Source organism: Culicoidibacter larvae, assembly GCF_005771635.1.
Classification (GTDB): domain Bacteria; phylum Bacillota_I; class Bacilli_A; order Culicoidibacterales; family Culicoidibacteraceae; genus Culicoidibacter; species Culicoidibacter larvae.
On the sequence record NZ_VBWP01000006.1, the window covers coordinates 1 to 18,001 of the forward strand.

At 39.9% G+C, this 18,001-nt stretch carries 19 protein-coding genes; 4 read left to right on the plus strand and 15 right to left on the minus strand.

Annotated features, from left to right (window positions below; all coding sequences use genetic code 11):
* Window positions 1–127: 127 nt before the first annotated feature.
* The 12 genes from FEZ08_RS07500 to FEZ08_RS07555 all read right to left on the minus strand — a co-directional run bounded on the left by FEZ08_RS07500 (window position 128) and on the right by FEZ08_RS07555 (window position 8,468).
* Entirely contained in the window at window positions 128–1,117 is a 990-nt protein-coding gene (locus FEZ08_RS07500; protein ID WP_138191109.1) for an FUSC family protein, read from the minus strand.
* Window positions 1,118–1,215: 98 nt separating this feature from the next.
* Window positions 1,216–1,740, minus strand: coding sequence for a methyltransferase family protein (locus FEZ08_RS07505; protein WP_138191110.1), 525 nt, complete (start codon window positions 1,738–1,740; stop codon window positions 1,216–1,218).
* Window positions 1,730–2,137 (minus strand): GNAT family N-acetyltransferase, encoded by a 408-nt coding sequence (locus FEZ08_RS07510; protein WP_199288051.1) that lies wholly within the window; start codon window positions 2,135–2,137, stop codon window positions 1,730–1,732. The genes FEZ08_RS07505 and FEZ08_RS07510 overlap by 11 nt, the downstream gene beginning before the upstream one ends.
* Before the next feature lie 96 nt (window positions 2,138–2,233).
* On the minus strand, window positions 2,234–2,803 hold the full coding sequence (locus FEZ08_RS07515; RefSeq protein ID WP_138191111.1) for a sugar O-acetyltransferase: 570 nt from the start codon (window positions 2,801–2,803) through the stop codon (window positions 2,234–2,236).
* Window positions 2,804–2,914: 111 nt separating this feature from the next.
* A complete protein-coding gene (locus FEZ08_RS07520; RefSeq protein WP_138191112.1) occupies window positions 2,915–3,880 on the minus strand; it encodes a threonine ammonia-lyase in 966 nt (321 codons plus the stop codon).
* An 18-nt stretch (window positions 3,881–3,898) separates the two neighbouring features.
* A complete protein-coding gene (locus FEZ08_RS07525; protein WP_138191113.1) occupies window positions 3,899–4,900 on the minus strand; it encodes an ornithine cyclodeaminase family protein in 1,002 nt (333 codons plus the stop codon).
* Between the two features lie 16 nt (window positions 4,901–4,916).
* The gene (locus tag FEZ08_RS07530; RefSeq protein WP_138191114.1) at window positions 4,917–5,369 is read right to left on the minus strand and encodes a MarR family winged helix-turn-helix transcriptional regulator; all 453 of its coding nucleotides are present in this window, start codon (window positions 5,367–5,369) and stop codon (window positions 4,917–4,919) included.
* Between the two features lie 118 nt (window positions 5,370–5,487).
* Window positions 5,488–6,027 carry a GNAT family N-acetyltransferase gene (locus FEZ08_RS07535; RefSeq protein ID WP_199288052.1) on the minus strand — a complete coding sequence of 180 codons (540 nt, stop codon included), beginning with the start codon at window positions 6,025–6,027 and terminating at the stop codon, window positions 5,488–5,490.
* Window positions 6,028–6,128: 101 nt separating this feature from the next.
* A complete protein-coding gene (locus FEZ08_RS07540; RefSeq protein WP_138191115.1) occupies window positions 6,129–6,566 on the minus strand; it encodes a hypothetical protein in 438 nt (145 codons plus the stop codon).
* A 181-nt stretch (window positions 6,567–6,747) separates the two neighbouring features.
* Window positions 6,748–7,575, minus strand: a complete 828-nt coding sequence (locus FEZ08_RS07545) for a hypothetical protein (protein ID WP_138191116.1) — start codon at window positions 7,573–7,575, stop codon at window positions 6,748–6,750.
* Between the two features lie 181 nt (window positions 7,576–7,756).
* Window positions 7,757–7,936 (minus strand): 50S ribosomal protein L32, encoded by a 180-nt coding sequence (rpmF, locus tag FEZ08_RS07550; RefSeq protein WP_138191117.1) that lies wholly within the window; start codon window positions 7,934–7,936, stop codon window positions 7,757–7,759.
* A 31-nt stretch (window positions 7,937–7,967) separates the two neighbouring features.
* Window positions 7,968–8,468, minus strand: coding sequence for a YceD family protein (locus tag FEZ08_RS07555; protein WP_138191118.1), 501 nt, complete (start codon window positions 8,466–8,468; stop codon window positions 7,968–7,970).
* Window positions 8,469–8,690: 222 nt separating this feature from the next.
* On the opposite strand from FEZ08_RS07555, the gene FEZ08_RS07560 reads away from it, so the two are divergent.
* Window positions 8,691–9,764, plus strand: coding sequence for a tRNA(Met) cytidine acetate ligase (locus FEZ08_RS07560; RefSeq protein WP_171014991.1), 1,074 nt, complete (start codon window positions 8,691–8,693; stop codon window positions 9,762–9,764).
* Window positions 9,757–10,713, plus strand: coding sequence for a P-loop NTPase (locus tag FEZ08_RS07565; RefSeq protein ID WP_138191120.1), 957 nt, complete (start codon window positions 9,757–9,759; stop codon window positions 10,711–10,713). The genes FEZ08_RS07560 and FEZ08_RS07565 overlap by 8 nt, the downstream gene beginning before the upstream one ends.
* Before the next feature lie 46 nt (window positions 10,714–10,759).
* Here FEZ08_RS07565 and FEZ08_RS07570 read toward each other — a convergent pair whose 3' ends face one another.
* Window positions 10,760–11,833 carry a tetratricopeptide repeat protein gene (locus FEZ08_RS07570; protein WP_138191121.1) on the minus strand — a complete coding sequence of 358 codons (1,074 nt, stop codon included), beginning with the start codon at window positions 11,831–11,833 and terminating at the stop codon, window positions 10,760–10,762.
* 216 nt (window positions 11,834–12,049) lie between these two features.
* Between FEZ08_RS07570 and FEZ08_RS07575 the strand changes: the two genes are divergently transcribed.
* Together FEZ08_RS07575 and FEZ08_RS07580 are read left to right on the plus strand one after the other, a co-directional pair.
* Window positions 12,050–12,463 (plus strand): MarR family winged helix-turn-helix transcriptional regulator, encoded by a 414-nt coding sequence (locus FEZ08_RS07575; protein WP_138191122.1) that lies wholly within the window; start codon window positions 12,050–12,052, stop codon window positions 12,461–12,463.
* Window positions 12,464–12,465: 2 nt separating this feature from the next.
* The gene (locus FEZ08_RS07580) at window positions 12,466–13,320 is read left to right on the plus strand and encodes an NmrA family NAD(P)-binding protein (protein WP_138191123.1); all 855 of its coding nucleotides are present in this window, start codon (window positions 12,466–12,468) and stop codon (window positions 13,318–13,320) included.
* A gap of 230 nt (window positions 13,321–13,550) precedes the next feature.
* On the opposite strand, the gene FEZ08_RS07585 is transcribed toward FEZ08_RS07580, so the two are convergent.
* Together FEZ08_RS07585 and mfd are read right to left on the minus strand one after the other, a co-directional pair.
* Window positions 13,551–14,672: a bifunctional folylpolyglutamate synthase/dihydrofolate synthase gene (locus tag FEZ08_RS07585; protein ID WP_138191124.1), complete on the minus strand. Its 1,122-nt coding sequence runs from the start codon at window positions 14,670–14,672 to the stop codon at window positions 13,551–13,553.
* Window position 14,673: 1 nt separating this feature from the next.
* Window positions 14,674–17,997: a transcription-repair coupling factor gene (gene mfd, locus FEZ08_RS07590; RefSeq protein ID WP_138191125.1), complete on the minus strand. Its 3,324-nt coding sequence runs from the start codon at window positions 17,995–17,997 to the stop codon at window positions 14,674–14,676.
* Between the last annotated feature and the right edge of the window lie 4 nt (window positions 17,998–18,001).

Sequence of the window (18,001 nt, forward strand, 5' to 3'; positions counted from 1 at the left end):
TTGTATACTTGTTTTGGGACATAAATTTTCTTCCTTTCGATATTGTGAAATTTGTCCAAGTTTCGTGGGGCTGACCAAAACGCGTCAAATTTTAGACATACGTGAAAAAAATAAAAAAAGACCGTTGCTAAACAACGGTCTTTTTATCTCTTATTTTTCTAACTAACATAAATATTTGCCCAAAGATAAAAGCAATAACAATACCGAGCAATACCCAGACGATTCTTTCTAATAAATACTGAGCAATCAACTTATCGTTGCTACCAGGGTACAACAAGAATGAAAAGGTCATAAAAGTAACGAAGAACGGTGTAATGTAAGCTGTGCTTTTATGAAAGCCGGCAAGCAATAAAATTGCTATCATAGCAAAAATACCTGTTCGGGTTATCTCCGGAATATAGTAATAAGCCACCGAAATAATCACCATGCCAATAATAATTGAACCGGCCCGCCACAATGAACGGCTGACCTGTTTATTAAAATACGGTCGCATTACTAATCCGGTTGACCCAACAATCCATCCCGAATGATCCCAGAAAAAACTCAGCATTGTCGAAACTGCCATTGCCGCCCCTAAAGCAATACCATAAAGCTTAGCATCTTTTTCAGTCAGCATTATCGCCTGAGGTTGCTGAGCCACAACCTCACGTTCAGGAAATATAAGTGAAACACCAAAAGCAAAAACAGCATTTATTGCTATAACTATCATAAATGCCAACGCAGATTCAATAGTTGTCATACTTAAACCAATACCAATCACTGGAACAATAAAAGTCATAACGATAGGACTATTTCGTTTAGCCGCAATTAAAGCCGCTGCAAAGGCCAGTAAGAAAATGAAAACGGCAGCACCAATTTCAGTCATATAAAATTTTATTATAGCGCCTATCAGTATACTGATTCCCATGAACAAACCAACAAGAACAATTGAAACTCGCTTTTTCCGTTTCGGTGCGACCCCAGCAATTGCTGCCGGAATTAAACTAATAATTGATAAAAGCGCCAATCGCTGCTCCTGAACCATAATCAGACTTATCGGAATCAACAATAAAACAGCAATAAATATTATATTTCGGCTGTCCCATTGAAACTCAGCCCTTACTTTTTCCCAAAACATATCCGATTTCCTCCGCACATTTCATGATAAATACCATTATTTATCTTACCACATCAGAGCGACGCTTGCATAAAATATATTCATAATTACGGCGTATTTTAAAAATAGCGGCGTACTTTTTTCATATACTGCCGATATTGCTCACCAAACTGTGCAATACACCACTGCTCTTCTGCCAAAATCAGCCAGTGACAAGAAAGCTGAAACACAAATAAAGCCACTAACAAAACTATCGACCCGGTTAATAACACACAACCCATAAAGTAAAGGAAATAACCCACATACATCGGATTACGGGAAAACCGATATAAACCATTGGTATTTAAACGTTGCTCATCTGGATGAGAAAAATTAATTGTCGATATCACTAAAATAACAATCCCTAAAAAATACACGAAGCCGCCGACATAAACAAAACTCGAGCTAAAATCAACACTCAAAAAAAGCGGAACGATAACCAACAACACGGTTGCAATCTGATATAAATATAAGAAGTATTGCTTATCCTTGGGGAAAGGCGGATAAAGTGCCGCTCGTAAGAGCGCCGCTTTATCAAAAAAACGCGGCAAAACAAACCGAATCAGCAAGAGCGGAATCAGTAAAACAAAGCCATTAATTGTCATATTCTTTGACTCGCTTCATACCAATTGAATCCGGTGAATTATAAAAGCCAAACTGTGCATATAATTGATCCGCCGGAACTGTTGCCAACAAGCTAACAAAAGCATCATTATCAAAATGACTCCGCAAATAATCATCAATATGCTGCATAATAACTTTACCCAGACCCTGCCCTTGATAATCCTTAGCCACCATAATATCAGAAACAACTAAAGTAATCGCACCATCACCAACAATACGGCCAAAACCAATAAGTTTACTATCTTCATACAAACAAACACAAAACATCGTATTCGCTAAAGCAACCTCTACCTTATCAAGTTTCTTCTCACCCATACCACTATCAATACGTAACCAAATATAATCTTGCGCTACCGGTTTCTCAAACTTTACTTCCATATGCTCACTCCTCTGCCATTGCTCACATTATAGCACTTTTATTTTTACCGAACAAATGAAAAGCCGGAGCGGCCCGCTCCGGCTTTTCCAACTTCTCTACAAAGACTTAACCACTCTTGCCGGATTACCAACAGCAACACAATTATCTGCAATAGACTTTGTGACCACTGCACCAGCACCAATCGTTACATTATTACCAATAGTAATCCCTGGTAAAACGACAACATTGCCGCCAATCCACACATTATCACCTATTACAATCGGTTTCGTTGTTGTAATATACCGCGTTTTTCCTCCATCCTCACCTATAATTCGCTCGCCAGCATGAAGCGGATGTTCAGCAGTATATAGTTGAACATGTGGTCCTAACAAGCAATTTGCTCCAATTGTAATTAAATTATCATCAATAAAAATACAATTATAATTAATAAATGTATTGGCGCCTATAGTTATATTATCGCCATAATCACAGAAAAATGGTGACTCAATCCAAACATCAGCACCAACATCGGCAAACAATTCGTCCATAGCTTTTGTCTTTTCCTCAGCAATATCACTACCATTAAATGTTCTCAATATGGCTCTTGCTTGATAATAGCGCCCAAGCAACTCCGGATCACGTGAATCATACGCCAAACCGGCTAACATCTTTTCCTTTTCAGTCATATATCCGCACACCTTTCTAGTCATCTCATTTAATCATATCACGATACTATCTTTAAGTCTAAAATAAAAAGGCAGCCTCGTTGGCTGCCTTTTTATCAATTTTCTCCCAAACTAATATTTAGCCAGAATTTCCCTAATAACATCGCCATCTATATTGCCACCGGAAATAATCAGGGCAATATTTTTCCCGCCAACACGTTCACGGAAATCCTGGACTGCTGCAATCGTCGTGCAACTGCCGGCTTCAGCCACAAATTTTTCCTCAGTAATCATAAATGCTACAGCTTTAGCTATTGATGCTTCTGGAACAACGATAATATCACTAACATAGTCTTTAAGCATCGTATAACTCAATATCCCTACGCCACCAACTAATGAATCACAATAGCTTTCTTCATTCGGATAGGCATCATAAAAAACATTATCTTCATACGACTTCACCATCGCCGGGCATGCCTCAGTCTGCACACCAATAATTCTAATGTCAGGATTAATCGCTTTTGCCGCAACGGCAATACCAGTAATCATCCCGCCACCGCCGATTGGCACGACAATGGTATCAATTTCCGGATTTTGATCCAAAATCTCAATTGCCATCGTGCCCTGACCGGCATAAATCTTAGGATCATCATAGTAAGAATCAATAAACACCATGTCTTTATCTTTAATATACTCATGCCCAAGAGCATGGGCTTCATCATAGTTTTTTCCGAGTTGCACAACGCTGGCACCAAAATATTTTATCTTGTCCACTTTACTCTTAGGTGTTGTAGTCGGGACAATAACTACTGCTTTTTCGATGCCCAACAGCGATGCCGCATAGCTCACCGAGCTACCATGATTTCCTGATGAAATAGTAGCAACACCTTTTGCCTTTTCTTCATCAGTGAGAGTTAACATTTTATTGAGTGCCCCGCGTACTTTAAAACTCTTTACTTTTTGCAAAGATTCCAGTTTAAAAAAATATCTCTGCTGTTCATTACCTAAATAATAAGATTCAATCAAAGGTGTTGTCGGTAAATATGGATGAATTCTATCATAAGCCTCTTTTACGTCTTGATAAGTAAATTTTTCCATAATCGCTTCTCCTTTAGTTTAAATTTGCAGTGTAACAACATCGCTGTCTTTAGCAGTTTCAATGGCAAGCTTTGCTGTTGCCAAGTCCATAATTGCCATTCCGGTCGCATCAAAAATTGTCACTTTCGCTTTGACTCTCGGCTTTTTAGCTCCGGTGATTAGCTCACCAATTTCTCCGGCAACATCATCAAGTTTTATTATATCTTGCTTTAGTGCCGTTTCCATTTCGCCAACCTCAGCAGCATGATGTAAATCATCAGTATAAATAAGGGCATCTGCAAAAATCTCAGCATCAATTTCCTGTTTCCCGCTCATATCCGCGCCCATACATGAAAAGTGAGTACCCGGACTTACCCATTCTGCTTTAATTATTGGTTCTTTCGAAGGGGTAATCGTGATAATTAACTTATTTGCTTTGACTGCTGCTTCAAGATTAGTGACCACTTCAAATGTTCTCGTCGCACAGCTGACTCCCATTATCTCACACTGCCGTGGTAGATCAGCTATTGCTTCAATAACTTTATCCCGATCTTTATCATATATCGCAACATTTGTTAAATCCGGGAAAGCCGTTAACAAAGCAGCAACCTGAAACCGCAACTGATTTCCGGCGCCAATAATCAAGGCACTGGCAACGCTCGGCTCTGCAAGATACTTAGCACCGATTGCCGCTGCCGCACCAGTTCGCATCCCGGTAATGTATGCAGCAGTGGTAATCCCAACCGGAAACCCGGTCGTAGCATCAAACACACATATTAAACCGGTTAAGGTTGGTAACCCCAGCTTGGCATTATCACCAAACCAAGTCACGGTTTTATGACCAAAAATCTGCTCACTTTCTAAAAGACCTGACTTAATATCCATATCTGCTTTTCCAGGAACAAAATCATAAAAAATAGTATCCCATACTACCGAATGATTTTGACTTTTGGCAACATATACTTTTTCAATCGTTTCAACAACAGCGGTCATTTTCAAAGTTGCTGCCAATGTTTCTTCATTTAAAAATGTGAACTCCATATAATTCCCAACTTTCTCAATAAGTTCTTTTGTTACCTTTCATAACATATTCCCAATCCTTAGTTACATTCTCGCTTACCTTATTCAGTAAACAAAGTAATGACCCAACCTCTTCCTGAGATAATCCAGCTAAAGCATTTGCCTCTGAATGCTTTTCTTCACGCTGCAAATAATCATACACCACCTTACCCTTCTCAGTAACAAACAACTTTCGGATTTTCTTATTAGCGGTATCCACTTCTTTTGTTACCAGACCATCCTCAACTAACTTTTTCACTGACTTAGCAACTGCAGAACGCTCCACCCGAATTAACTCTGAAAGCGTATCATTGATAATACCAGGATTTTCATAAATTCTGCTCAAATACAAATATTGCCCCTTATTCAAATGAATCTCCTTAAACTCAACATTGCTTATTCCTGCCAGCGCCCGGGCAACAACACCAATTTCCCTAAGAATCTCCGACATAAACACCCTCCTTTTATAATTCTATACTATCTGCATTTTGTTGAAAAGTCAATAATATTTTTGTTGTTCCCACTTTAAGGAAAAAAATAAAAAACCCAATAGCTAAACTGTTGGGTTTTTATCCTTCCTCAATAACATATTCCAACTGACAATCAAAAGGCTCGGCCTCAACATGCTGGCGATTGTATTCTGCTGCTTCAACACAACCCATCGCTTTATAGAACGCCTGGGTCTCAACCGCAGAATGAGCCGAAATATACAACTTTGCAGCGCCCTGCACCTTCGCCCATGCCGCCGCCATAGCAAACAGCCGGCGGCCGACTCCATAACCGCGCATATCTTCGGAGACATGCAGACTAGTCAAATCGCGATACTCGCGCTTTGATCCCAAGGGGTTTGCCTCTATCGAAGCAAACCCCTTAAGCACGCCATCAGCAAAAGCACCGTAAACCATACCTCCGGTCAGCAACGTATTTTTCAGATGTTCAACCAACACCCGATAATCATTCGAATTCCAGTCATCAACAAACACAACCGGCATAACCTGCCACCTGCCCTCAACTTTGCGCCACGCTGCTTCTACCTGCTGATGGCGGATAAAGTTAGAAAATAATGTTGTAGTCATATGTTCGCTATCCAATTGCTTATACTCAATCACTGCCAACTCACTCCTTGCCTGCTATCCATATTATAGCAGTTTTATTTTTCGGGACAAATTAAAAACCTGCCGGGCGCTCGCCGCCCGGCAGGTTTCAGCTTTTATTCATAACTCAACTTACAGGTATATGTTGTTTCCGGGTTGCTTATTAAGTCATTAATATATTTATCTGGATCTATGGTTTTTCTTAAAATATAAATCCAATGGATCTCATTGTTGTATACGTATACATATGCAGCCTCGTTTGCTACATTATTGCTAATATCTTCATTTAGCTTCTTTTCCAACTGCTCATCTGTTAATTCCGCATCTGGCGATTTACTTTTATCAGAAATTGATTCAACTCTGATTGACAAAACCTCATTGTATTCATTTCCATAACCTTTTACATTCACATTGGTTTCTTTGTTAATACATTCCAAAATTTCATAATCACCAACAATACCTTTTTCAGTCTCGATTCTTAATGGTAAGCTATACTCTTGGGAACATCCAAATAAGAAGCAACTAACCAATAGTACCATTAATATTTTTTTCACTATATACACCCCTAAACACAGATAATAGTATGCCGTTTTTCACGAGCAATGAACCCTGTTCAAACAGACTTAGTCTCTTGATTTCTGTTCAATCATTACTTCACCTATTTAAAAACTGCACCGCCTTCCTTTAGAGTAAACCTAAATGGAGACGGTGCAGTTAATCGGCTGGTTTCAGCTTTTATTCAACAGGAAGTTCCTGAGAAAAGACAACATTGAAATCATCATCATATACAGTAATTTCCAGCGGACCTTCACCTTCAGCAGTAAATGAGTTATAGCCATAGATTTTCTGACCTTCTTTCACAAATCCGGTCATGCTGAAATTCTCTGCATTTGAGGGATGCTCAATATCAGCAAACATTGCAAAGGTGTTATTTAACTCATTATCACCTCTAAAAAGATAGAATACTGAATCTAATCTTCCGCTTGCCATTGAACCACTTTTGTTATCTACATAATAGTAAACATAAATATAACCTTCGTTTTCATACATGGTATTGTCAGCGTATACTGCTTTATCGAATGTATAAGTAATATTATCTTCAGTTGTATATGAACCGCTAGCAACATTTTCTGCTCCGGTTGGCTCATTTAAAACAATTGATTCACCAAGAATATTCAGAGCTTCTTCTGTTGTTCCCTCTTCAGTCCAATATAAGTAACCGTCAACTTTTCCAGTTACACTAATAATATCACCCGATTTTGTTGGTACAGTAATGTCAGTAACATCAACATAAATCGGTTTATCAGGATTACGAGCAATCATAACATCAATATATGTTTTTGGTACATTATCAACCGTCGTTTCATAAGGATCACTAATCATAAACGCAGTAAAGGTTACTGTCTCATCCTGACTCAAAGCGCTTGAGCTTGCTGGCGATGACGCCATACTAGAAAGCGCACTATAATCAACACTTCCGCCACCCAACAAATCAGATGAACATGCAGTTAATCCTAATAATAAAAAACCAGCTAAAAATATAGCCTTAAACTTCTTCAACATTTTAACACTCCTTCGTGATTATTATATCATAAGCTAATTAGGAAAATCAGTGAATATTTTATGAACATTATGTAAATAAAGATAAAAAATTACCAGTGGGCTCACATTGAAAGCTTACTGGTAAGTCAAATTTTCTTCAAAATAAAAAAACACCGATCAACGTTTCATCGGCGTTCCTTCATTATTCCGCAACAGTAACTACTGCACGTCCTTTATAATAACCACAAGCACGGCAAGCACGGTGTGAAAGTTTCATTTCACCACAGTTTGGGCAAGTTGTCATTCCTGGCACTGCTAATTTGAAGTGCGTACGACGTTTTCTTTTTACTGCTTTCGAGGTTCTTCTAAATGGTACTGCCATTGCAATCCACCTCCTTAAAATTCTTCGATTTCTACTTTTTCTTCTCGTCATCTTCAATGAGCTGACGTAATTGTGCGAAAGGCGAATCCTTTTTCGGGGCCTCATCAGAAATTTTCCAATGCGCGCCTTCTTGTGGTATGTTACTCTTTTCGCTACTTGTTATATGGGTTGGTAACTCAACATCGACAAGACCGTATACAAATTCTTGCAAGTCAATCTCATGTTCAGAAATAACCACCACATCTTCATCTTGATCATTGTATAAACTTGATGCATTTGCTTTCACTTCAATCGTGAACGGAAATGGTACAATCTCTAAATTGTTGGCTGCCAGTAAATCAGCTCGTCCGGTAATTATCATTTTAATACTAAATTGATCTTCACCACGAATACTAATCGTTCCGTCAACCTGAATTGGACTAAGTCCTTCAATATCATTCCGCAATACCAACAGCTCATCCAAACGAATTTCTTCACTGAATACAAAGGGCTGAGGTGCCTTGCGAATCTGATTTATTGTCCATTTCAACATACGCTTCACTCCAATAAACAAGCATATATAATTATAGCTAGAATCCAGGCTGATGTCAATATTTTATTGTGCAAGAATAACAACAAATGCCGCCTAGCCAATAACTATTTTACCCCACTCTCATCAGAAAGCCAAGTACAATTCGCTTCTGCCTTTTCGCCCCTTAATAAATATGATATACTTAAATACGGAATTTGAAAATAAATGAGGTGGCTAGCTACAATGGAAGCAATCGGTATTATTGTTGAATATAATCCTTTCCATAATGGACACATGCATCATTTGCAACAAGCTAAAACCCAATTTCCTGATGCAACCATTATCGCAGTAATGAGCGGACATTTTTTGCAGCGCGGTATTCCGGCAATACTCAATAAATGGCAACGCGCCGAACTGGCGATCATTCATAGCATTGATATTGTCATTGAATTGCCCTATGCAAGTAGCGTCCAGCGAGCTGATATATTTGCCCGCAACGCGGTACAATTGTTGGCAGCGATGAACATTAAAGCATTGGTCTTTGGGAGTGAAAGCGCTGATGTTGAGACGCTCACCCAGCTCACCTCTCAACCAACCGAGGCCAATGATATCCTGGGTTACTATTACATCCAGGCAATACAAGCCCTCGGCAACAAAATCCAAGCAATGGCCATCCCGCGGCTTGAAAGTCAATACAACCAAGAAACCCTTGGCGAAACGACTATTGCCAGCGCAACTGCAATACGCCAAGCACTCAACGATGGTCGCACCATCAGCAACTACGTGCCGGCAGCGACCGCAAAATTGCTGACCAGCGGTAACTATCCTGCCAGCGAAGCTTACTATAACTTTATCCGTCATCGAATTCTGGTGAATCCCGATGACCTAAAAGATATTGCTCTTGTCGCTGAAGGCATCGAAAACCGGCTTTATGACGCCGCGCTTGAAGCGCAGGACTATAACGCCTGGCTCAATCTTGTGGCCACAACCAGATACCGCAAAAATCATCTCAACCGGCTGGCAACCCATATTCTGACCGGAACAACCTGGCAGCAACTTGATACTGCCGCAAATAATCTCGATTATTTGCGTGTATTGGGACTAAGCAGCCGCGGCCAAAACTATTTGCGGCATAACCGTGAACACTTTCCATTACCGGTAATTACCAGCCTCTCACGGCAAACATCACTGAATGCCGAACTCGAATTGCGGGCAACAACTGCCTACGCACTCTTGTTCCAACACCATAATATCACCGCTCTTTTAGAGCGTGAATATAATAAAAAACCAATTTTAGGAGGAATAATTCATGACTAAAGCAGAAGTCATTCAAGTCATTGGTGCAATCAATGATCCATCAACCCAGAAACCATTGAGCGAAAGCGGTACAATCAGCGAATTGATTGTCAGTGACGATAATAAAATTCATATTACTTTCGGTTTTGAGCGTGCTCAAAACCAACAGTTTGTTGCATTTCAACGTGAGCTGATTCGTGTATTGAAAAACGATCTAAAATTCGATGGCGTTAAAATTGATTATAAAGAGCCTGACGAAAAAGTAATGCCTGACGGTCGCTTTATTGCGGTTGCTTCGGGCAAAGGCGGCGTTGGTAAATCAACGACGACTATTGAACTTGCTTATGCTTTTGCCCGCGCCGGCAAAAAAGTTGCTATTATTGATGCTGACGTATACGGTTCAAGTGTTGCCCAAATTATGGGTATTACTAAAAACCCGCCGCAAGCAATCAACCGTAAAATTTTACCATTTATCAAAGATGGTATCCAAGTTATGGGTTGTGACCTGTTGCTTGCCGGAAATGATCCGGTTTTATGGCGTGGACCTATGCTCGGTAAAATGATTCAACAATTCTTTACTGACGTTGCTTGGGATCGTGACATTGATGTGTTCTTATTAGATATGCCACCGGGAACTGGTGACGTAGCTCTTGATGTACAGATGATGATTCCGCAATGCGAGATGTTAATTGTTACAACGCCACAAAAAGATGCGGCTTATATTGCTAATAAAGCCGGACTTGCAGCTTTAAACCTTGGCCACCAAATTATTGGTGCCGTTGAAAATATGTCATACCTGACATGTGCGCACTGTGGTGAACGCACTTACCTCTTTGGTCAAGACGGCGGTCAGGCAGTTGCTGATCAGCTGCAAACTGAATTATTGGCTCAAGTACCAATGAAAACCGCTAATAACAAAGAAGAAATTGATGCGACTTTCGATGAAATCGTAAAGAAAATTTCATTCTAGAGCAATTGAAAAGCGCCGGACCCTCTGGGTCCGGCGCTTTTTTTATTTATTCCTTAGGAATCATATCGGCGTACTTTTTGTCCAGTTCAACTGCTTTATTATAATCGCGAGTTGCTGCTGATTTTAAGTTGAGTGCATCTAATATTTGTGCCCGGTTATAGTAATACTCAGCAACTTCCGGATCCAAGGTGATGGCAGTGTTGGCATCAACCAAAGCTTCTTCGTTTTTACCGAGTTTGTGAAGTGCCATCGCACTACTGTTTTGTACTTTGGCATTACGGTTATCAAGCTCAATCGCTTTAGTAAAATTATCATAAGCGGTTTGATAATCACCTACTTCAAGAGCAACCATGCCAATGTAATTATAAACAGTCGCAGTTTTTTCGGTTTTTAGTGCCGCATCTAGTTCTTTTTTATATTCTGTATCAATATTGTTAGTGCTGCTGCCAGCATCAACGCTTGCTAACTTGTACATTGCGTAACCTTTAATTGCTTGGGCATCGGCCAAACTTTTATCCAGTTTTAATGCTCGATTAGCATTATCAATAGCGTCTTGGTAGTCGCCGCTATCAGCTGCAAGCTGTGCTTTCAGCCAAAAAATGTTGGCATTACCGGCATCCAATGCCAATGCTGAAATCAAATCATTTTGCGCCGCATCTATTTGATGCAAATCATAGTTGACCCATGCTCGTTGAGCAAATAAGGTCGATGATTCACCAATCGCCAGTGCCTTATCAAATGACTCAAGTGCTTGATCAAATTGCTTGTTAGCACGATAAGTAAGTCCTGAAGCTTGATAATAGGCCCCGGTTGGTGTTTGCATAAGTGGTTCAGCACGTTTTAAATCCAACTGTGCTTTTTCAATGTTACCCATAGCAATGTAAGACAACGCTCGTTTTACATAAGCGTCTGCATGTTGGTCATCAATAGCAACAATTTGGTCGTAAAGAGCAACCGCTTCAGCATATTGTTTATTATCATAAAACGTTTGCGCTGCACTCTCTTTTTCTCGTATTTGTTCTGCCTTTTGTTCTTCAACGTTGGTACAACCGGCTAAAATGCCGCCGAGCAACAATAATGAACAGCATATTACTAAAAGGCGTTTTGTGTTCTTAAGCATAGAATGCCCCTTTCAAGATGAATCAATAAATATCATTTTTCTTTCATATTATAGTGTACTAAAATGGTTGCTTTTAGTAAAGCCTTAAAGCAAAAAGTGACCCGGACCGGGTCACTTTTTGCCCAGCGTTTTCTCCTAAAATATATAAGGTATTGACATCTTTTGGAAAACATATATAATTAGTTATACAAACTAACTATATTGAGAGGTACTAAAATGATTCATGATTTTACAGAGACGATCGCTGCTTTTTATCGATTATATAACAAACGAAATCCTGATTATCCAATTAAATCCAGTGAAATGGGTATGCTTATTTATTTTTATAACAATATTGGCGCAACCGCTCTTGATGCCAGCAAATATTTTAAAATTACTAAGCCCTCAGTGACAACCGCGATTCAATCATTAGAGAAACAACATTTACTTGTCCGCGAACAAGATATCAATGATAAACGCTCATATAAAATTTTCTTATCTGATAAGGGGCACACCCTTGTAGAAGAAATGATTGAAAGTTTTAACAGCTATGCTACTTTGCTCTATACCAAACTCGGTGATGAAAAAGCAGCTCTTTTATCGTCATTATTAAAAGAAGCGACAACAATTTTAGAAACGGAGGGACAATAATTATGCGTATATTAATTACTGGTACACTCGGTAATATTGGTAGTGCCGTAGCAGACTATTTGATTACCGGTGGAAACAAGGTACTTCTTGGTGATATTTCACTCACCGATTTAAATGAACGTTATCCTAATCAAGATTGTTGTTATTTTGATTTTACTAAAGCAGAAACTTTCGATGACGCTTTAGATAATGTTGATCGCGTCTTTTTGATGCGACCACCCCATTTGGGCCGTCCTGAGGATTTAGAACCATTTATTCAAGCTATGGATGATAAAAAGATACAATTAGTTGTTTTCCTATCATTGATGGGGGTCGAAACAAATACCCGACCGCCTCATCACAAAATTGAAAAAATTATTAAATCGCATCAAATCCCTTATTCATTTCTACGACCAAGTTTCTTTATGCAAAATCTATCGGGCGTCCACAGCGAAGAAATAAGAATTAAAAATGAAATTTTTATTCCTGCCGGCAAAAGTAAATGCAGCTTTATTGATGCAGATGATATTGGTTATGCTGCCAGTGTTATTCTGCATGACGCTGATAAGCACCAAAATACTGCTTACACTTTAACCGGTCCCGATTCATTAAATTATTATCAAGTCGCTGAACAAATGTCACAACTCTTCAAAAGAACAATCACTTATAAAAAGCCTTCTATTTTACGGTTTCGTCAGTACATGATTCATAAGCGACATCTTGATAAAACTTATGTCAATGTTATGTGTGCCCTCTATCTTATGACCCGTCTGGGTGCAGCCGAAGCTGTCAATGACGTTTTTTATCAGTTAACTGGTCGCCAGCCGCATACACTAAAAGATTTTCTAATACGCGAATCCGCTTCTTTTAATCAGTAACTACTATCAACAAAAAAACGCCCTGAATCATTAAAATTCAGGGCGTTTTACATGTTCCCATAAAAAAGAGGCTCCGGAAAATCTCCGAAGCCAAGGGGATGAGGAAGATAGAAAATAAAAGAAAGGAACTTTCTTTTTGGTAACATATCTGCTACCAACTAGAATTATAGCACGAGTCTATTTTTTATTCAAGCCTTTTATGGCAATATCTTTTAGTTTTTTCATTCACACTAAATTTGACTGATTTTTTCAATAACTTCATCTATAAAATAGAAAGACCCAGTGAAGATTATCGTTTGCCAACCTTGTGTTTGTGCCCAAGAAAAAGCTGTCTCAATATCATCAAAGTATGGCACTTCATCAAACACCGCGCTCTTAACATCATTGAAATGACAGCCAATAACGGTGAACCCAGCTTGCTTCAGCAAACTCAGCATGCGCAAGTAATCCTTCTGCTTATTTGCCCCTAAAACAATAAGTGGAGCTTCCGGTAATTGTTTTAGGAAAGGAATTGTTTGTTCAATAGCCGAACCATTATGTGCAACATCAACATACACTTGTGGCTGAATGCGAATCAGTTGCATCCGACCAGGTAAAAACGTCTTGGCGAGTCCGCTTCTAATTGTTGCATCATCAATTCCCAAATATGCTGTCATTGCTGCGGCCAGACTGGCATTCTTTTGTTGAAAATCACCCACCAGTTGAAGTTCCCATCCCCGCGAAATGGGAACTTCAACGACCGCGTTACTATACTGATGAAACACTGCCAAAACCGATTCCTGCTCTTCGGTCGTAAAAACCGGCACATCGCCCTTAGCAATCCCAATTTTTTGCACTGCTATTTCCTCTTTAGTATCACCCAGCACACCCTGATGATCAAGACCGACATTGGTAATACCACAAACAACCGGCATTATCACATTAGTTGCATCATAGCGACCGCCGATACCAACTTCAATAACAGCATAGTCAACCGCTTCTTCTAAGAACCAAATGATTGCCAGCAAAAAAGTAATTTCAAAAAAAGTCAAACGATATTCTTTAATAAAATCAAGATTATCAGCAATTAGTTCGGTCAATCGCGCTTCACTGATTGGCTTGCCAATAGCTATTCGCTCTGTCATCGAAATAACATGCGGTGAAGAGAACGTACCTACTTTGTAACCAGCCTCGGTCAAAATACTGCTCACAAAAGCTGCCGTGGAACCCTTGCCATTAGTACCGGTAATATGTACATAGCGTAAATCCTGATAGCGAACCTTTGCGGCGGTGAATAGCTCTTCCATTCGCTCAACTGCAATACCATCATGACCATTACGTTGTGACATGACAAATTGAATTAAATCTTGCATCCTAACGCCCCCCCTGCTGCATCTTTTTAATGTGTTCTAGGGTAATACAAGCAACGTGGAGCCACTCTTTTGGTTTCTGCTTGATTGTTGTCACTGATAATTTCAGCATACCAACACCAGTGTATTCAATCTCCAGTTTATTCTTTAAGTTTTTAGCCAGAAAATGGAGCGCATGACGATCCAGTTTCCCGCTTGCCGTTTTACTGAATTGCATTTGCATCTTATTCCGGGTTTGGCTAATCATCATAACATCTGTTTGCTTCGCTAAATTGCGCAGATAGAAACAGAGAATAAGCTCTTCGACCGCTTCGGGCAACTCGCCGAAGCGATCGGCAAATTGGTCCTGGATTTGTAAATAAGATTGCTCATCTTTCACTTTATCCAATTGTTTATAAACTTCAACCTTCACTGATTCATCACTAATGTAATAATCAGGAATATAGGCATCTACCCGGATATCCAATTCAATATCACGGCCAAGTCCGACTTTGCTTGCCGGAACTGCCGATACTTCATCTTTTTGCTGTAAGCCCTTCTCTACTAAGGTCTCTTTCAACATACGTGTATACATCTCAAAACCAACAGTATCAATAAAGCCACTTTGTTTAGCACCCAAAATATCACCGGCACCGCGAATTGCTAAATCGCGCATCGCAATTTTAAAGCCGCTGCCGAGCTCAGTAAACTCCTTAATCGTATGCAAACGCTTAGTAGCCACTTCAGTTAACACTTTCTTTTTCGGATACATAAAGTAACTATATGCAATCCGGTCACTTCGTCCGACGCGTCCGCGTAATTGATAGAGCTGTGCCAGCCCCATCCGGTCAGCATCTTGCACCAGCAAAGTATTGGCATTAGGAATATCAATACCTGTTTCAATAATCGTTGTACTTACCAATACATCATATTGCTTATGCACAAAATCATCAATAATATCTTCCAGCAGCGCCTTAGGCATTTGACCATGAGCAAATATAACGCGGGCATCAGGTACTAGACGCTGAATTTTAGCTGCCATTCGTTCTATTGACTGCACTTTATTATGGAGCAAGAAAACTTGACCCTTGCGGGCAAGTTCCCTTTCAATCGAATCACGAACGATACTATCATGTTCTTCAACCACATAAGTCTGAATTGGATATCGGTTTTGCGGCGGTGTTTCCAGTAAAGTCATATCCCGCGCACCAACAATTGACATCTGCAAAGTTCTCGGAATTGGTGTCGCACTCATCGAAAGAACATCTACATTGGTTTTAAACTCTTTTAGGCGTTCCTTATTCTCAACCCCAAAGCGATGTTCTTCGTCAATAACCACCAAACCCAAATCCTTGAACTCAATATCCTGACTCAACACCCGGTGCGTCCCTATCACCAAATCAATACCGCCAATTTTCAGCGAACGTTTAGTTTCCTCCTGCAACGACTGTGGCACCAACCGGCTCATCATACGAATATTTACCGGAAAATCTTTAAACCGTTCCACTGCATTCTCGTAATGCTGTTTAGCCAAGATTGTTGTCGGCGCCAGCATAACCACTTGCTTGCCGTAATCAATGGCCTTAAAAGCAGCCCTGAAGGCAACTTCAGTTTTGCCAAACCCAACATCACCACAAACTAAACGCTCCATTGGCACTGGGCGTTCCATATCATTTTTAGTATCAATAATTGCTTGTAACTGGTCCGGCGTTTCCGTGTAAGGAAATGCTGCCTCAAAACGCTCCTGCTCCGGTGTATCCGGACCAAAGGCAAAGCCTGGGGTGCGCTCGCGTTCAGCATAAAGCTGTAGCAATTTATCAGCAATATCATTCATATTAGCCGATACCTTAGCTCGTTGTTTCTGCCACTGGTTGCTGCCTAACTTATTCAACTTCGGCACTACTGCCTCAGAACCAACATACTTCTGAATCAAATGAATCTTATTAACCGGAATATAAAGCTTACCATTATCAGCATACTCAATATCCAAGTAATCTTGCATACCACCATTAGTTTCCAAAGTAGTGATACCTAAATAACGACCAATCCCATGTTGTTCGTGAACAATATAATCGCCTTTTGAAAGCTCTTCAAGTCGCTCAATAACTTGGCCATAGTCACGCATAATCGGCGTATGTTTCTTTTTCTTCTTCGTCGATGCCCGCGCTTCAAATAATTCATGTGCAACCACATAAATTTTATCCTCTTCAAAAGACTCACTATGGTGGTTATCACTCTCAATAATTGAAATAATCCCAGGTCGCAGCTGTTGCGCGTCCTCAATAAACTGATACTCATTTTCAGTAAAGAAGGGAATAATTTCATTGTTAGCTGAAGTATAAATGATTGTCCAACCAGCCTCAAGCTTCTTCTGCAACTCACCGATAATAATATCAAAATTATAATCAATTGACCGATAATCATCATAATTCCGCACATGCGCCTGATGCACCGAAACACCATCCGGCAAATCATGCATTGAAACCGCCAGAAAACTATGCCCGTTCTTTGCCGTCACCACATCCAAATCAGTAAACGGTAAAATTTTGTGTTCTTCCAACAAACTTTCAGCATCGGTTAACATATGTTCAAAGGTCTGCTCAACTTTTGGATATTCATAGAAAACCACATGGGCATCCGGCAAATATTCAACAATACTTGCCGTCGTCGTCTCATTAATATAATCAACAAAAGGAATAACCGTTACTGCATCGATTTCATTTTTACTGCGTTGACTCTCACAATCAAAAAAGCGTAAAGAATCAATCTCATCACCAAAAAACTCAATTCTGATCGGATCATCATGATTGAGCGCAAAAATATCAATAATTCCACCGCGAACTGCAAAAGTTCCGGCTTCAAGCACCAAGCTCTCACGTTTGTAACCAGCCTCAACTAACTGCCGAATAATCGTCTCCGGCGCCAATTCAATTCCCGTCTTTAAATTCATGCTGTATGTCTTAAATTGTTCCGGCGAAACAATATGCTTGCAAATACCGGCAACGTGGGTAATCACCAATTGCGGCTCATGACTATCAACCAACTGTGCTAAAGTTAACACCCGCTCAATCAGCAGCTCCGGTGATGATGCCAAAAGCTGGGCACTAATAAACTCGTCAGCAGCAAACAAATGAATATTAGCGTAATCATCACCAAAAGACTCATAAATACGCTGCGCTTGATATAAAGATGATGCCAGCAAAATTGTATGTCCCTCACGCTGCAATGACGCCGCATATGTCTGCAACGCCAACGGCTGAATGCCAAAAACAGCAAGCGAGTCACGGCGTGCCTCGCTTGCCCATTTTGCAATTGTTGTTTCTTGTAAGTATGTTAATACATTCATCATATTT

Coding starts and splice junctions, on each gene's coding strand:
- rpmF (WP_138191117.1), bottom strand. CDS start 7,936: ATGGCAGTACCATTTAGAAGAACCTCGAAAGCAGTAAAAAGAAAACGT.
- FEZ08_RS07505 (WP_138191110.1), bottom strand. CDS start 1,740: ATGACAATTAATGGCTTTGTTTTACTGATTCCGCTCTTGCTGATTCGG.
- mfd (WP_138191125.1), bottom strand. CDS start 17,997: ATGATGAATGTATTAACATACTTACAAGAAACAACAATTGCAAAATGG.
- FEZ08_RS07555 (WP_138191118.1), bottom strand. CDS start 8,468: ATGTTGAAATGGACAATAAATCAGATTCGCAAGGCACCTCAGCCCTTT.
- FEZ08_RS07560 (WP_171014991.1), top strand. CDS start 8,691: ATGGAAGCAATCGGTATTATTGTTGAATATAATCCTTTCCATAATGGA.
- FEZ08_RS07575 (WP_138191122.1), top strand. CDS start 12,050: ATGATTCATGATTTTACAGAGACGATCGCTGCTTTTTATCGATTATAT.
- FEZ08_RS07565 (WP_138191120.1), top strand. CDS start 9,757: ATGACTAAAGCAGAAGTCATTCAAGTCATTGGTGCAATCAATGATCCA.
- FEZ08_RS07520 (WP_138191112.1), bottom strand. CDS start 3,880: ATGGAAAAATTTACTTATCAAGACGTAAAAGAGGCTTATGATAGAATT.
- FEZ08_RS07585 (WP_138191124.1), bottom strand. CDS start 14,672: ATGCAAGATTTAATTCAATTTGTCATGTCACAACGTAATGGTCATGAT.
- FEZ08_RS07500 (WP_138191109.1), bottom strand. CDS start 1,117: ATGTTTTGGGAAAAAGTAAGGGCTGAGTTTCAATGGGACAGCCGAAAT.
- FEZ08_RS07525 (WP_138191113.1), bottom strand. CDS start 4,900: ATGGAGTTCACATTTTTAAATGAAGAAACATTGGCAGCAACTTTGAAA.
- FEZ08_RS07570 (WP_138191121.1), bottom strand. CDS start 11,833: ATGCTTAAGAACACAAAACGCCTTTTAGTAATATGCTGTTCATTATTG.
- FEZ08_RS07510 (WP_199288051.1), bottom strand. CDS start 2,137: ATGGAAGTAAAGTTTGAGAAACCGGTAGCGCAAGATTATATTTGGTTA.
- FEZ08_RS07530 (WP_138191114.1), bottom strand. CDS start 5,369: ATGTCGGAGATTCTTAGGGAAATTGGTGTTGTTGCCCGGGCGCTGGCA.
- FEZ08_RS07515 (WP_138191111.1), bottom strand. CDS start 2,803: ATGACTGAAAAGGAAAAGATGTTAGCCGGTTTGGCGTATGATTCACGT.
- FEZ08_RS07580 (WP_138191123.1), top strand. CDS start 12,466: ATGCGTATATTAATTACTGGTACACTCGGTAATATTGGTAGTGCCGTA.
- FEZ08_RS07545 (WP_138191116.1), bottom strand. CDS start 7,575: ATGTTGAAGAAGTTTAAGGCTATATTTTTAGCTGGTTTTTTATTATTA.